At 46.9% G+C, this 13,450-nt stretch carries 16 protein-coding genes; 1 reads left to right on the forward strand and 15 read right to left on the reverse strand.

The genetic code is table 11. The features are described from left to right. Positions 1 to 268: 268 nt before the first annotated feature. The 13 genes from hisIE to hprK all read right to left on the reverse strand — a co-directional run bounded on the left by hisIE (position 269) and on the right by hprK (position 11,720). Complete coding sequence (gene hisIE, locus V1502_RS17915) at positions 269 to 898, reverse strand: bifunctional phosphoribosyl-AMP cyclohydrolase/phosphoribosyl-ATP diphosphatase HisIE (RefSeq protein ID WP_409251953.1); 630 nt, start codon at positions 896 to 898, stop codon at positions 269 to 271. Continuing rightward, positions 895 to 1,653, reverse strand: a complete 759-nt coding sequence (gene hisF / locus V1502_RS17920; RefSeq protein ID WP_409251954.1) for an imidazole glycerol phosphate synthase subunit HisF — start codon at positions 1,651 to 1,653, stop codon at positions 895 to 897. The genes hisIE and hisF overlap by 4 nt, the downstream gene beginning before the upstream one ends. Beyond that, on the reverse strand, positions 1,647 to 2,381 hold the full coding sequence (hisA, locus tag V1502_RS17925; protein WP_409251955.1) for a 1-(5-phosphoribosyl)-5-[(5-phosphoribosylamino)methylideneamino]imidazole-4-carboxamide isomerase: 735 nt from the start codon (positions 2,379 to 2,381) through the stop codon (positions 1,647 to 1,649). Before hisA ends, hisF begins: the two co-directional genes overlap by 7 nt. Next, positions 2,378 to 3,007, reverse strand: coding sequence for an imidazole glycerol phosphate synthase subunit HisH (hisH, locus tag V1502_RS17930; protein ID WP_409251956.1), 630 nt, complete (start codon positions 3,005 to 3,007; stop codon positions 2,378 to 2,380). Before hisH ends, hisA begins: the two co-directional genes overlap by 4 nt. Then, complete coding sequence (hisB, locus tag V1502_RS17935; protein WP_409251957.1) at positions 3,008 to 3,601, reverse strand: imidazoleglycerol-phosphate dehydratase HisB; 594 nt, start codon at positions 3,599 to 3,601, stop codon at positions 3,008 to 3,010. It lies immediately after the preceding gene. A gap of 112 nt (positions 3,602 to 3,713) precedes the next feature. Continuing rightward, positions 3,714 to 4,982, reverse strand: a complete 1,269-nt coding sequence (hisD, locus tag V1502_RS17940; RefSeq protein ID WP_409251958.1) for a histidinol dehydrogenase — start codon at positions 4,980 to 4,982, stop codon at positions 3,714 to 3,716. A gap of 14 nt (positions 4,983 to 4,996) precedes the next feature. Continuing rightward, a complete protein-coding gene (hisG, locus tag V1502_RS17945; RefSeq protein WP_409251959.1) occupies positions 4,997 to 5,632 on the reverse strand; it encodes an ATP phosphoribosyltransferase in 636 nt (211 codons plus the stop codon). After that, entirely contained in the window at positions 5,632 to 6,816 is a 1,185-nt protein-coding gene (locus V1502_RS17950) for an ATP phosphoribosyltransferase regulatory subunit (RefSeq protein WP_409251960.1), read from the reverse strand. Before V1502_RS17950 ends, hisG begins: the two co-directional genes overlap by 1 nt. An 843-nt stretch (positions 6,817 to 7,659) precedes the next feature. Continuing rightward, on the reverse strand, positions 7,660 to 8,193 hold the full coding sequence (locus tag V1502_RS17955) for an acyltransferase (RefSeq protein ID WP_409251961.1): 534 nt from the start codon (positions 8,191 to 8,193) through the stop codon (positions 7,660 to 7,662). Beyond that, positions 8,190 to 8,843: a pyrophosphatase PpaX gene (gene ppaX, locus V1502_RS17960; RefSeq protein ID WP_409251962.1), complete on the reverse strand. Its 654-nt coding sequence runs from the start codon at positions 8,841 to 8,843 to the stop codon at positions 8,190 to 8,192. The genes V1502_RS17955 and ppaX overlap by 4 nt, the downstream gene beginning before the upstream one ends. Then, positions 8,840 to 9,787, reverse strand: coding sequence for a nucleoside recognition domain-containing protein (locus V1502_RS17965; RefSeq protein ID WP_409251963.1), 948 nt, complete (start codon positions 9,785 to 9,787; stop codon positions 8,840 to 8,842). The genes ppaX and V1502_RS17965 overlap by 4 nt, the downstream gene beginning before the upstream one ends. Before the next feature lie 29 nt (positions 9,788 to 9,816). Further along, on the reverse strand, positions 9,817 to 10,638 hold the full coding sequence (gene lgt, locus V1502_RS17970; protein WP_409251964.1) for a prolipoprotein diacylglyceryl transferase: 822 nt from the start codon (positions 10,636 to 10,638) through the stop codon (positions 9,817 to 9,819). Between the two features lie 146 nt (positions 10,639 to 10,784). Beyond that, positions 10,785 to 11,720: an HPr(Ser) kinase/phosphatase gene (gene hprK / locus V1502_RS17975; RefSeq protein ID WP_409251965.1), complete on the reverse strand. Its 936-nt coding sequence runs from the start codon at positions 11,718 to 11,720 to the stop codon at positions 10,785 to 10,787. Between the two features lie 249 nt (positions 11,721 to 11,969). Between hprK and V1502_RS17980 the strand changes: the two genes are divergently transcribed. Further along, positions 11,970 to 12,641, forward strand: coding sequence for an N-acetylmuramoyl-L-alanine amidase (locus V1502_RS17980; RefSeq protein ID WP_409251966.1), 672 nt, complete (start codon positions 11,970 to 11,972; stop codon positions 12,639 to 12,641). Positions 12,642 to 12,886: 245 nt separating this feature from the next. Here the strand turns inward: V1502_RS17980 and V1502_RS17985 are convergent, their stop codons facing one another. Together V1502_RS17985 and V1502_RS17990 are read right to left on the reverse strand one after the other, a co-directional pair. Further along, entirely contained in the window at positions 12,887 to 13,249 is a 363-nt protein-coding gene (locus V1502_RS17985; RefSeq protein ID WP_409251967.1) for a phage holin family protein, read from the reverse strand. A gap of 17 nt (positions 13,250 to 13,266) precedes the next feature. Continuing rightward, positions 13,267 to 13,449 carry a PspC domain-containing protein gene (locus V1502_RS17990; RefSeq protein ID WP_409251968.1) on the reverse strand — a complete coding sequence of 61 codons (183 nt, stop codon included), beginning with the start codon at positions 13,447 to 13,449 and terminating at the stop codon, positions 13,267 to 13,269. Position 13,450: the final 1 nt, after the last annotated feature.

The raw sequence follows: 13,450 nt of genomic DNA on the forward strand, positions 1-13,450 counted from the left end.
CGGTGAGCCTCCTCGGCTGCGCCTGCGGGGTCTCACCTGTCCCGCATGTCCCGCAGGAGATCGTACACCTTCCGCTTCAATCAACAAAATTACTTCTTCAGAAAATATTCATCACCAATAAAAGATAGTTTTGATAAGGATTTTCTAAAAAAGCATAAACCCCTTTAACGTACTAAAAGGGACAGTCCCTTTTAGTACGTTAAAGCGAGAAAGGGGACTGTCCCCTGATACGTTAACGTACTAAAGGACTGTCCCCATCAATTAATATTTATTTGTTGTGACGCTCTTTCAGTGTTTGAAAGATATCGCTTAGTGGCACATCCTGCTCTTTGAGGAGGACCAGCAAATGGTACAGAAGATCTGCACTTTCCCATTTCAATTCTTCCTTGTCGCGGTTTTTCGCGGCTATGATGACTTCGGCAGCCTCTTCACCAACTTTTTTCAGGATCTTGTCGACACCTTCTTCAAAGAGATAGGTGGTATAAGCTCCCTCAGGCCTCTGGTCGAAACGGTCGGAGATGACCTTCTCAAGCTGTGTCAGAATCGAACTTCCAGTGGAAGCACCTTGTTCGGAACGATACAAGCTTTCTTCAAAGCAGCTTTCATTCCCTTTATGGCAGGCCGGCCCTTCCGGTTCCACCTCTACCAGCAGAGCATCCTGATCGCAGTCGTATTTCATTTCAACGATTCGCTGGGTATTTCCGCTGGTAGCGCCTTTATGCCAGAGCTCCTGACGTGAACGGGAGTAGAACCAGGTTTCCCCTTTTTCCATCGACAGCTTCAGTGACTCGGCATTCATATAAGCCAGGGTCAACACCTTCTTCGTGGAAGCATCCTGAACGATGGCAGGCACGAGCCCTTTTTCATCAAATCGAATCTTTTCTATACTATCGCTCATCTTACCGCAACCTCCTTTGTCCGCAAGTAATCCTTCACCTGTTCAACACTAGTTTCTTTATAATGAAAAATTGATGCTGCCAAAGCGGCATCCGCTTTTCCGTTTTTAAAAATATCTTCAAAGTGTTCGGCATTTCCAGCCCCACCTGAGGCAATCACCGGAATGGACACCGCTTCACTGACAGCCTTTGTCAGGGGGAGATTGAATCCATCCTTGACTCCATCACTGTCCATGCTGGTGAGGAGAATTTCTCCAGCACCAAGCTTTTCCGCTTCTTTCGCCCATGACACGGCATCTTTTTCCGTCACTTTCCGGCCGCCGTGGGTATAGACTTTCCAGGTTCCGCTTTCTTCCTCATATTTAGCGTCAATCGCGACGACGATACACTGAGAACCGAAATATTGCGCCCCTTCGGAAATCAATTGCGGCCGCAATACGGCTGCGGTATTCAACGAAACCTTATCGGCCCCGGAGCGGAGGATGTTTTTCATGTCTTCCACTGAATTGATGCCGCCCCCGACCGTAAACGGGATTGCCAGTTCCGAAGCGACTTCTTTTACGACATCAATCATCGTCTTACGGCCTTCATGGGATGCTGAAATGTCCAGGAAAACCAGTTCGTCTGCTCCTTGTTTGTCATAAAATTTAGCGAGTTCCACGGGATCCCCGGCATCACGAAGTTGCACGAAGCTGACTCCCTTAACCACACGGCCTTCTTTTACATCAAGACATGGAATAATACGTTTGGTTAGCATGAAGACACCTCTTTTACAGCATCCCTGACTGATATTTTTCCAGTGTAAATGGCTTTTCCGACGATGGCACCTGCGACGCCCTTATCCTCGTAATCTTTTAATAGACGAAGGTCTTCCATGGAACTGACTCCGCCGGAAGCAATCACTTCTTTTCCTGTAGCTTTCGCAAGTTCAACAACCGCTTCAACATTGGGCCCGGACAACATCCCGTCCGTTGCGATATCCGTGAAGATGAAGGTTTCAGCCCCTGCTTCGGCAAGCTCCTTACCAAGGTCCACCGCCTTCAACGCTGACGTTTCAATCCAGCCATGTGTGGCCACATACCCGTCTTTGGCATCAAGGCCGATCGCAATCCGGTCACCGTACTTGGCGAGCCAGCCCTTCACTAGTTCCGTCTGTGAAACGGCGAGGCTGCCGATAATCACCCGCTGTACCCCGTTGTTCAAGTAGTATTCGATATCTTCTTCGGTGCGGATGCCTCCGCCTATCTGGACTTTGGCCCCGAGTTCATTGGCGACAGCGATGACGAACTTGTCATTCACACGGCTGCCTTCCTTCGCTCCGTCAAGGTCGACCATATGAATCCATTCCGATCCTTCATCCACAAACCTTTTGGCCATATCAAAAGGGGAATCTCCATAAACCGTTTCCTTGCTGTAATCTCCCTGCACCAGGCGGACACACTTTCCGCCGCGCATGTCGATCGCCGGATAAATGGTAAAACTCATTGCACTTCCTCCTTTTGCATAACCAATTTTGTAAAATTACGAAGCAGTTTCATTCCGAGATCGCTGCTTTTTTCCGGATGAAATTGCATTGCAAATATGTTTTCTTTTCCTGCGATTGCCGGTACTTCCACACCGTACTCTGCTGTTGCTACAACATGGTCTGGAGTTGGTTCGGATATATAATAAGAGTGAACAAAATAGACATGTTCTTCCGACAACCCTTGAAGCAGAGGTGAATCATTGACGAACCGAAGCTTATTCCACCCCATATGCGGAATCTTCATCTCTTCCGATTGTCTCGGGATCCTTATAACACGGCCTTTTAACAGCCCCAGTCCTTCTGTACGCCCGTTCTCTTCACTTTCCTCGTATAAAAGCTGCATCCCTAAACAGATTCCTAAAAGCGGCTTTCCACTTCCGGCATATTCTTTGATAAAACCGGTTAGTTCGTGCCTCGCTAAAAGTGTCATGGCATCACGGAAAGAGCCGACTCCCGGAAGAAGCAGGCCGTCTGCTTTTTGGAGTTCTTTCACATCTTCACTGATAAAATAAGGAACATCCAGCCGTTCGAGCGCTTTTGCGACACTGAACAGGTTGCCCATTCCATAATCGACGATCCCGATCATTTATAACATTCCTTTCGTGGACGGCACCCCTTGGATTCTCGGGTCAATGGTGGTCGCCTCATCAAGGGCACGCCCCAGCGCCTTGAAGACCGCTTCAATCATGTGGTGCGTATTGTGGCCGTAGTGAACGATGACATGAAGGTTCATTCTCGCTTCCAAGGCAAGTTTCCATAGAAATTCATGCACAAGCTCGGTGTCAAACGTCCCAACCTTCTGGCTTGGGAATTCCGCGCGCATTTCCAGGTGCGGCCTGTTGCTCAAATCAACCACTACCTGTGCTAATGCTTCATCCATCGGAACAAACGCATTGCCGTAACGTTTGATCCCCTTTTTGTCGCCCAACGCTTTTTGAAGAGCCTGACCGAGACAGATACCGATATCCTCTGTTGTGTGATGGTCGTCCACTTCCACATCTCCCTGGGCACTTACATTCAAGTCAAACTGGCCATGCTTAGCAAACAAGTCCAGCATATGGGACATGAACGGCACACCCGTTTCTATATCTGCACTCCCGCTTCCATCTATAGTAAAGCCAAGCTCAATATCCGTTTCATTCGTCTTGCGGCTCAACTCCGCCCTTCTGCTGTTTTCCATAACACTTCACTCCTTCACCGTATTAAAAGGGACAGTCCCTCTTTACGCTTTAACGCGTTAACGTACGAAGAGGGACTGTCCCTCTTCGCGCGTTAATGTGCTAAAGCACCATTTATTTTTTGAATCGCGACTCGACTGCTCTGGCGTGGGCTTCGAGGCCTTCCAGGCGGGCCAGTTTGGCGATTTTGCTGTAATTGTCTTTCAACGCTTTTTCACTATATGAGATGACCGATGTTTTCTTCGTGAAATCATCAACGTTCAATGGAGACGAAAACCGCGCAGTCCCGTTCGTCGGCAGCACATGATTTGGACCGGCGAAATAGTCCCCGACAGGTTCGGAGCTGTATCTTCCCAAGAATATGGCTCCTGCATGGCGGATTTTCGCCATCGTCACCATCGGGTCGCTTGTCATGATTTCCAAGTGCTCTGGAGCCAAATCATTGACCACTTCCACGGCTCTTTCCATATCTTCTGCGACATAAATCGCCCCGAACCGTTCTACGGACTCAGCGGCAATTTCTTTACGCGGCAAGTCTGTCAGTGCTTTTTCAACCTGTGCTGAAACCTCTTCAGCAATCCTTGCTGACGTTGTCACCAGTACAGCTGAAGCATTCACATCATGTTCAGCCTGTGACAACAGGTCGGCCGCAATCTCTTCTGGTATCCCCGTTTCATCCGCCAGCACCACAATTTCACTTGGGCCGGCAATCATATCGATGGCCACATCACCGAATACTTCGCGTTTGGCCAATGCGACATAGATATTCCCCGGTCCGACGATTTTATCGACCGGTGCAATACTTTCCGTCCCGTAAGCCAGGGCACCGATCGCCTGGGCGCCGCCGACCTTCCAGATTTCAGTGACACCGGCAATCCTGGCAGCTGCAAGGACAGCTGACGGAATGCGTCCATCTTCACCTGGAGGAGTGACCATAACGATCCGCTCCACCCCCGCCACTTTTGCAGGAAGGACATTCATCAGAACAGAGGATGGATACGCTGCTGTTCCGCCCGGTACATAGACTCCGACAGAATCTAGAGGGGTGATTTTCTGGCCTAGCAGAGTTCCAGTTTTATCCGTGTCAAACCATGAATTTCTTCGTTGTTTCCCATGAAAATATGTGATGTTCTCAGCTGCCTCAACGATAATATTTACCATTTCAGATCCAATTTCATCCACTGCAGTATCGATTTCAGCTGAAGAAACCTTCAGATCCTGCAGTCTCACTCCATCAAATTTTTCCGTATACTTGATCAGGGCAGGATCTCCATCTTTTTTAACATCTTTTAAGATTTCCTGAACCGCTTTACGCTGTTCTTCCGTACCGCTGTCGATTGAGCGCTTAATAGATAAGTTCCCTTTCGCTTCTATGATTTTCACGATGATCCCCTCCTTTAAACCGTGATATTGCTGACCACTTCTCTTAATCTTTCTGCCAGCTCATCAATTCGCTCATCTTTCATCCGGTAACTCACCGGGTTCACAATCAACCTTGAGGTAATATCAACAATTTTCTCATACTCTACGAGACCATTCTCTTTCAGCGTTCTCCCGGTGGATACAATATCCACAATCCGGTCTGCCAGTCCGATCATCGGAGCGAGTTCGATGGAACCATTCAGTTTGATGATTTCGACCTGCTCCCCTTGCTCACGGAAATAACCGGATGCAATCGTCGGATACTTTGTGGCAATCTTAGGAGCCACTTCATTCATCTTCGTTCCCGGCAAACCTGCAACTGCCAAATAGCATTCGGAAATTTTTAAATCCAGAAGCTCATATACGTCCCTTTCTTCTTCTAACATGACATCCTTGCCTGCTATTCCAAGGTCGGCGACCCCGTGCTCGACATAGGTCGGAACATCCATTGGTTTTGCAAGGATGAATGTCAACTTCTCTTCAGGTACTTCAATGATCAACTTCCGGGAATCATCAAATTCCGGGGGAAGGTTATATCCTGCCTGTCTCAGAAGTTTCAGCGCTTCATCAAATATTCGTCCTTTCGGCATTGCGATCGTCAGTTCCGTCATCACTCGTCACCGCCTTTTCCGTTCTTCCCAATAAAATAACTCACGTCCGTAAATTCCTTGGAAAATTCATCAACATCCTGGATTCCCTTCCAATCCTGCAGCACTACACTCTTCCCTTGCTCTCTTAATTTCTGGGCAAATTGAATGGCTTCGCTTCTGCGTTCCCGGCTGAAAAGCACACAATGATCAGTGACCGGATTTTCTGCGAATCCCAGCGCCTCCAATGTATGGTCAAGCCTCAGGGCAAATCCGGTTGCTCCTGACTCCTTCCCGAATTTTTCCATCAACTTATTGTACCGGCCTCCATTTCCTATTGGAAAGCCGACATTCTCTGCATACGTTTCAAAAAGGATCCCAGAATAGTAGCTCATATGGCTGACCAGGCTCAAATCAAATTTCACATATCGTGCCAGGCCATAATCTTCAAGAAGGTCCGACAATTCTTCCAGCTGTCCGACCGCTTCTCTTCCTGCCTCACCCTCCATTAATGGATACGCATCCTGCAATACATCTTTTCCACCTCTTAATTTCAAAAAAGATAGCAAACGCTGCTTGTCGATGGAAGATAGCGACAGGTTATTAACATGGTCGCGGAATCCCACATAATTTTTCTCATATAAAAAGCGGCTTAATGTATTCGCGCGCTCTTCTGTTCCTAAAATCTCTTTGAACAGTTCTTTTACGAAACCAATATGCCCGATTGAGATAGTGAAATTTTTCAAACCGGCTGCTTTTAACGAAGAAATCATCAGGGAAATGACTTCCCCGTCAGCCGAGATGGTTTCATCACCGATACACTCAATCCCGAATTGTTCAAACTCAGCCGGTCTGCCTCCTTCACGCTGCTGAGCACGGAAAACATTCGCACAATACGCAAGACGCAAGGGCTGTTTATTGTGCAGGAGCTTTGAAGCCGCCACCCTCGCAATCGGCGCTGTCATATCAGGGCGCAGTACCAGGGTGTGCCCTTGCTGGTCAAGGAGCTTAAACAGCTGCCTGTCCAAAATCGCAGACGCCTCGCCGACCGTTTCAAAGTATTCAAGAGTGGGGGTTTCTATAAACTGATAGCCCCAGGCTTTGATGGTTTCTTCCATTTTCAATTTCAATGATGCTTTCGCTTGATAGAGATTCGGAAATGTATCCCTCATCCCCAACGGTTTTTCGAACATGAACAGCTTTGACATGACAACCACCTTTTATCTGTTTTTTTAGTATCTATATATTATGGCACTAGAGTTGCTTTATTAAAAATATTTAAAACACTTTAGTTCGCTAATGTGCTAATAAACTAAAGTTATATGTAGTGTAACGCTATCCTGCACGCCAGTCAACCGAAAAACTCTTTTTGATTAGTTTACCCGGAACGAAAAAAAAGACCCTCCTGAGTGGAGCGTCTTGCTGATGTTTTCTTTCGTCTTGTTCAGTGCGACGGGCTGGGGATGGTATCGGCGATTTTTTGATTTTATCAGCGTTTTTGGAGTTTTATCGGCGATATCTGAAATTTATCAGCGATTTTACAGTTTTATCAGCGATTCTAAAGATTTATCGACCGTTCCACATTTTCCGAACCTTAGAGTTCAAATCTCGATGAGTGAACCGTCGTGGCTCCGGCTACTTGTCTGGTCTGCGGCACGCGGGGACACTTATCGGCGATTTTTTGATTTTATCAGCGATTTCGAAGTTTTATCGGCGATATCTGAAATTTATCAGCGATTTTACAGTTTTATCAGCGATTCTAAAGATTTATCGACCATTCGCCAATTTTCCGAACCTTAGAGTTCAAATCTCGATGAGTGAACCGTCGTGGCTCCGGCTACTTGTCTGGTCTGCGGCACGCGGGGACACTTATCGACGATTTTTAGATTTTATCAGCGTTTTTGGAGTTTTATCGGCGATTTCTGAAATTTATCAGCGATTTTACAGTTTTATCAGCGATTCTAAAGATTTATCGACCGTTCGCCAACTTCCGACCTCATGACCTTACTCCAAACAAACACCCCCAGCTGCATAAGCTGAGGGATATTCAATCATTTTTTGCGGCCGTATATTTCGTCGTCTTTCCAGCGTTCGGCCAGTTCTTCTTTTGTGTATATGACTTTCATGGGATTTCCTCCGACGAAAGCGCCGGGCGGTACGTCTTTATGGACCAGGGTGCCGGCTGATACGATCGCCCCGTCACCGATTCTGATGCCGGGAAGGATCGTCGTGTTGGCGCCAATCATGACTTCACTGCCGATTTCCACGTCGCCCAGACGGTACTCTTTTATTAAATATTCGTGGGCCAGGATGGTCGTATTATAACCGATTACCGTATTGCGGCCGACGGAGATTTTTTCTGGAAACATGACATCGAGCATGACCATAAGCGCAAACGAGGTTTCTTTTCCGATGTTCATTTTCAAAAAAGTCCGGTACAGCCAGTTTTTCATTCCTAAGAAAGGTGTGTACCTTGCCAGCTGAATCACTGCAAAGTTTTTGACGACTTTCAGGAATGGGACGGTTTTATAAACATGCCAGAGAGAATTCGCCCCGTCAACTCTATAACGGGTCGTCCTTCTCATCGCTTTTCCATCCCAACCACATCTAAAAGATCCGGCATTGTTTCCAGCATGAAATCCGGTTCATACTGATCCAGGTATTCCCTGCCTTTCGCACTCCAGGCGACTCCGGCCGAATAGATTCCGGCATTTTTACCAGCCAGAATATCATGATGGTTATCTCCTACCATGATTGATTCCTCAGGAGTTGATCCAAGGGCTGCCAATGCTTTTTCAATCGGTTCCGGATCAGGTTTCGCTTTTTCCACTTCATCAAGGCTGACGATGACATCAAAAAACTGATCGAGATTTGTCAGCTTCAAGCCCTTGATGACCGTGTCACGGACCTTAGTTGAAACAATGGCCATTTTATAACCGTTCTGGCTCAGTGTTTGCACTGTTTCAAATACGCCTTCAAATTCAGTGACAAGAGAATCATGTTTTTCCAAATTGAAGGTCCGGTACGTTTTAACCATTTCATCCACTGCCCCGGGGTTCACTTTTAAAAAAGATTCCTTAAGCGGCGGTCCCATGAATTGCAGGACATCCTCCCGTTTGTACTGATCCGGGAAGTAAGTATTCAGGGTGTGCAAAAATGAAGAGATGATCAGTTCATTTGTATTGATCAATGTTCCATCCAAATCGAATAACAAGGTTGTAATTTTTTTACTCATAACGTTGCTTCCTTTCCTTTGGCTTTTATGACTTCAGCACGTCTCCAAAAATATGCGACAGCTAGTGTCAGCAGGACAGCCGTGACCAGCCTGATGATCAAGAGAGGCAGGACCGGGATGCCGAGCGGGACAAAGATCAGTGTATCTTCAACCACAGCATGGCAGGCAACAAGGAAGATAAAGGCGAGGGTGACATCTTTCTTGCTGACCCCGTCTTCCTGTACTGCCTGGATCATCACACCAGCTCCATAGGCAAGCCCGATCAGCAGACCCGCAGCCATCGTTGTAGACGTGTTCGCGTTCATTCCCATCGCTCTCGTGAACGGTGACATCCATCTCGAGAACGCCGCGAGCCATTTTTTATCTTTCAGTATTTGAAGTCCGATCATAAGGGGGATGACAATCAGCGTGAGCTGCAGTATCCCGTATCCCGCCTTTTCGAATGCGAGGAGGAAGATCTCCCCCCAGCCTTGAGGGTCAGTATTTTGCGGAGGGACCATCCCGTACTGCGCCAGTTCTCCGCCACCGTTCCAAACAAGATTGATCACAACGGCAGAAACGACGGCGAGCCCGATCCTTACCGTCAGGATGACCCAGATTTTCACGCCCACTTTTGCGGCAACCGAAGACTCAATCAGCAGGTTATGGCAAAAGCTCAGCATAACCGCAATGATGAAGACTTCTTTTACTGTTAAATCAAGGGAAAGTATTCCGCCTATCGCAGCATACAGGTTCAGGAAATTTCCGAGCACGAGCGGAATGGCTGCGTCCCCGGACAGGCCGAACAGCCCCATGAATGGTGAAATTTTATCAATAATCCAAGGCAAAATCGGTGTATGCTGCAGCAGTACGACAATCATGGTAATCGGAAAAATGACTTTTCCCAATGACCACGTTGTCTTCAAGCCTGCAATTGAACCGTTTTTAATCGATGTTCCAAGCATGCTCCATACTCCCTTTGTTCCATTATTCTCTAGGCTTCTACGTCGTTATAAGGTTTAGCTGCATAACCTTTCATTCTTCTGAAGATCCACAATCCCACTGCCAGCACAATCAATACGATTGAAATCACTTGGGCAATACGCAGATATTCAGTCAGCATCAAGCTGTCGGTACGCATGGCTTCAATGAAGAAACGGCCGATAGAATACCAGATGACATAAGAAAGGAAAAGTTCCCCGACACGCAGATTCAGTTTCCGGCGGATGACCAGCAGTAAAATGAAACCGGCAATATTCCATAGTGATTCATATAAAAAAGTCGGATGGTAGTACGTGCCATTAATATACATTTGATTAATGATAAACTCAGGCAGCATCAAATTCTCCAAGAACTGCCTGCTCACTTCTCCACCGTGGGCCTCCTGGTTCATGAAGTTCCCCCAGCGGCCGATTGCCTGGCCGAGGATGATGCTTGGTGCTGCAATATCAGCGATCTTCCAGAAAGAAAGTCCCTTAGCTTTGGCAAAAAAGTAAGCCGTCGCAACCGATCCGATCAGGGCACCGTGGATGGCAATTCCGCCGTTCCATATCTTGATGATATCGCCCGGGTTCTGTGAATAATAATCCCACTCAAAAGCGACATAGTAAATGCGGGCTGAAATGATGGCAATCGGAATCGCCCAGACAATCAAATCAATGAATGTATCTTTAGGCAGCCCCAGGCGGTCGCTCTCCTTGACAGCCAAATATAACGCCAATGCAATCCCCAACCCGATGATGAGCCCGTACCAGTGAACCTGCAGCGGGCCAAACTCAAACGCAATCGGATCAAGCGGTCTAATCGTTGACTCCATAACTCAAACACTCCCATTCTTCAACTCAAAGTAATATCCTTTAGCACATTAACGCCATAAAAGGGACTGTCCCCTATTCCGCGGTAACGCGTTAGTGCACTAAGAGGGACTGTCCCTCTTAGTGCTTTAAAGTAGTAAAGCGTGTTTTAGAAATCTTCCTGGTCGCCTTCATCAATGACGTCACTCAGGCGGTTCGTGAATTGTTCGGCAGCGTTGACTCCCATTCTTTTCAGGCGGAAGTTCATTGCAGCCACTTCTATGATGACGGCAAGGTTACGACCAGGGCGGACCGGAACCGTCAATTTCGTAATATCGGTATCAATGATTCTCATTTTTTCTTCATCCAGTCCAAGCCGGTCATATTGTTTGGATTTATCCCAAAGCTCTAAATTGATGCAGAGGGTGATCCGCTTGTAGCTTCTGACCGCTCCAGCCCCAAACAGGGTCATCACATTGATGATGCCGAGCCCGCGAATTTCCAGCAGATGCTCGATGAGGTCAGGTGAACTTCCGACCAGCGTATCCGTATCTTCCTGGCGAATTTCCACGCAGTCATCGGCAACAAGGCGGTGGCCTCTTTTTACAAGTTCAAGCGCCGTTTCACTTTTACCAACGCCGCTTTTCCCTGTAATCAATACGCCGACACCATAAATATCAACTAACACACCATGGATGGCGGTTGTCGGGGCCAATTTACTTTCAAGGTAATTGGTCAGCCGGCTCGAGAAACGCGTCGTTTTCAACGGAGTCCTCATCACAGGCACATCATTCCGGTTAGAAGCATCTACTAGTTCCTGAGGAATCGGCATGTCCCTGCTGATGATTATTCCCGGTGTAATATCAGTACATAACTGATCCATCCTTGATTTTCGCTGTGTATCATCCAGCTTTTCCAAGAAAGACAATTCCGTTTTACCAAGCAGCTGAATTCTGTCTGCCGGGTAATAGTTAAAATAACCCGCCATCTCCAAACCTGGACGTGAAATATCACTTGTCACAATCGGGCGGTGCAGTCCTTCCTCACCGCTTACTAATTCAAGATCAAACTTCTCAATAATGTCTTTTGCGCGTACTTTTGCCAAAAAGAAGTCCTCCTTTTTCATCTGCAAACTTTATATATACCTAACGTTTTTGGACGTTTTTTCTTAACCAGCCGTTCCCGCCTCATAACAGTCTTGGCGCAAACTGCCTTAAAGAAATTATTCTAACTCATTTTAGCACTTTTCCAAGGGGAACTACCACCTTGGCAGACCTATATTCGCCAAAGAGGTGTCCAATATGTTCTTTGTTTCCTATATAACAAGTGAAAATTGGATAGGGAGGTTAAAAAAATGAAAATTATCATTGATGCCGGTCACGGATACAGTACGCCGGGAAAACGGAGCCCATCCGGAATGAGGGAGTATGAGTTTAACAGGGCTGCCGCCCAGTCTGTAAAAAAGAACCTGCTCTCCTATGAAAATACGGAAGTCTTCTTTACCCATTCTGATCATAAGGATGTCAGTTTGGATCAAAGGACCGACTGGGCCAACTTTATAAAGGCTGATGTATTTATCTCCATTCACGCAAATGCTTTCGGCAGCGGCTGGAATGAAGCTCGAGGAGTAGAAACCTACGTGCACCTGACGAACCCCCAAGCGGCAGTCCGGCTGGCGAATACTATACAAAACAGACTTGCAGCGATGACCGGTCTGGTGAACCGGGGTGTGAAGACTGCCGATTTTCATGTATTAAGAGAAACTGAAATGACCGCGGTACTGGTGGAGTGCGGTTTTATGACAAACAGGAAAGAGGCCGAGCTGCTTCAATCCCCTGTATACCGCAACACCTGCGGTCAGGCGATTGCCCTGGCACTAGCGGACTTCTACAGACTAAAGAAAAAGAAAGATAAAAGCTTCTTGTACAAAGTACAGGCCGGAGCGTTTTCAACAAGAGAAAATGCCGAAGTTTTAGTTTCGCGTTTGAAAAAGGCTGGGTTTGAATCGTTTATTTCACGTGAATGATAAGAAGGAGCAAAGAGTCACAGAGTGTGTTTTGTGAGGAAATGTAGGTGAATTTCCGAAAAAACTGCCGGGCCTTTCAGAGCTCAATGTAAAAAAGCGGAGCATCACGTAGGCGGCAAATTATAATTTAACAGCCACCGTTTGTAGAAATTTTAGGATATCATCATCGGCTTTTTTCTAAATTTCTTCCTAAGACTAGTAGAATGCTTCCATAACGAAAAAGAGTGAGGGCAATTTAATGCCTCTCACTCTTTTCTTTGTTTCATCGGGTCAATCACGGCTTTTTGAACCACAAGATTGACGATGGACAGGATAATCGCGGCAAGTAAAGCCATCCCGAATCCATCGATCTCAAAGCTGGCCCCCATAAGTCCTTCGGTCAGCAATAACGTGACCGCATTAATGACAAACAGGAACAGCCCTAGGGTTAAAATGGTGGCGGGCAGTGTCAGGAGAATCAGAATCGGCTTTACCAGTATATTTAAGACAGCCAGAATGAAACTGGCAAGGACTGCCGCTCCGAAACTGGATACTTCAAATCCATCAAAGTAACCGGCAAGGCTGACAAAGACCACCGCATTGATTAATATTCCGATCAGCCATCTCATTCAAATTATACCCCTTTTTATTTTTTAGGGAGTACAAACGCAGCGATAAGGTACGCGAGACCTAACGGAAAGAATCCTGTCGGGATCAGGAGAATGACAAAGATGATCCTCAGTATGTTTGCACTCATGCCGGTACGTTCCGCGATACCGCCAAGTACTCCTGCCAAGACCTTATTTGTTCTAGAACGCGCTAGTGCCATT

Origin of the sequence: Rossellomorea sedimentorum, assembly GCF_046237645.1 — a bacterium.
GTDB lineage: Bacteria > Bacillota > Bacilli > Bacillales > Bacillaceae_B > Rossellomorea > Rossellomorea sedimentorum.

What these genes read in the sequence shown, in the direction of transcription:
- hisIE (WP_409251953.1), bottom strand. Translation starts at nt 898, where the DNA reads ATGAGCGATAGTATAGAAAAGATTCGATTTGATGAAAAAGGGCTCGTG.
- hisF (WP_409251954.1), bottom strand. Translation starts at nt 1,653, where the DNA reads ATGCTAACCAAACGTATTATTCCATGTCTTGATGTAAAAGAAGGCCGT.
- hisA (WP_409251955.1), bottom strand. Translation starts at nt 2,381, where the DNA reads ATGAGTTTTACCATTTATCCGGCGATCGACATGCGCGGCGGAAAGTGT.
- hisH (WP_409251956.1), bottom strand. Translation starts at nt 3,007, where the DNA reads ATGATCGGGATCGTCGATTATGGAATGGGCAACCTGTTCAGTGTCGCA.
- hisB (WP_409251957.1), bottom strand. Translation starts at nt 3,601, where the DNA reads ATGGAAAACAGCAGAAGGGCGGAGTTGAGCCGCAAGACGAATGAAACG.
- hisG (WP_409251959.1), bottom strand. Translation starts at nt 5,632, where the DNA reads ATGACGGAACTGACGATCGCAATGCCGAAAGGACGAATATTTGATGAA.
- V1502_RS17950 (WP_409251960.1), bottom strand. Translation starts at nt 6,816, where the DNA reads ATGTCAAAGCTGTTCATGTTCGAAAAACCGTTGGGGATGAGGGATACA.
- V1502_RS17955 (WP_409251961.1), bottom strand. Translation starts at nt 8,193, where the DNA reads ATGAGAAGGACGACCCGTTATAGAGTTGACGGGGCGAATTCTCTCTGG.
- ppaX (WP_409251962.1), bottom strand. Translation starts at nt 8,843, where the DNA reads ATGAGTAAAAAAATTACAACCTTGTTATTCGATTTGGATGGAACATTG.
- V1502_RS17965 (WP_409251963.1), bottom strand. Translation starts at nt 9,787, where the DNA reads ATGCTTGGAACATCGATTAAAAACGGTTCAATTGCAGGCTTGAAGACA.
- lgt (WP_409251964.1), bottom strand. Translation starts at nt 10,638, where the DNA reads ATGGAGTCAACGATTAGACCGCTTGATCCGATTGCGTTTGAGTTTGGC.
- V1502_RS17980 (WP_409251966.1), top strand. Translation starts at nt 11,970, where the DNA reads ATGAAAATTATCATTGATGCCGGTCACGGATACAGTACGCCGGGAAAA.
- V1502_RS17985 (WP_409251967.1), bottom strand. Translation starts at nt 13,249, where the DNA reads ATGAGATGGCTGATCGGAATATTAATCAATGCGGTGGTCTTTGTCAGC.
- V1502_RS17990 (WP_409251968.1), bottom strand. Translation starts at nt 13,449, where the DNA reads ATGGCACTAGCGCGTTCTAGAACAAATAAGGTCTTGGCAGGAGTACTT.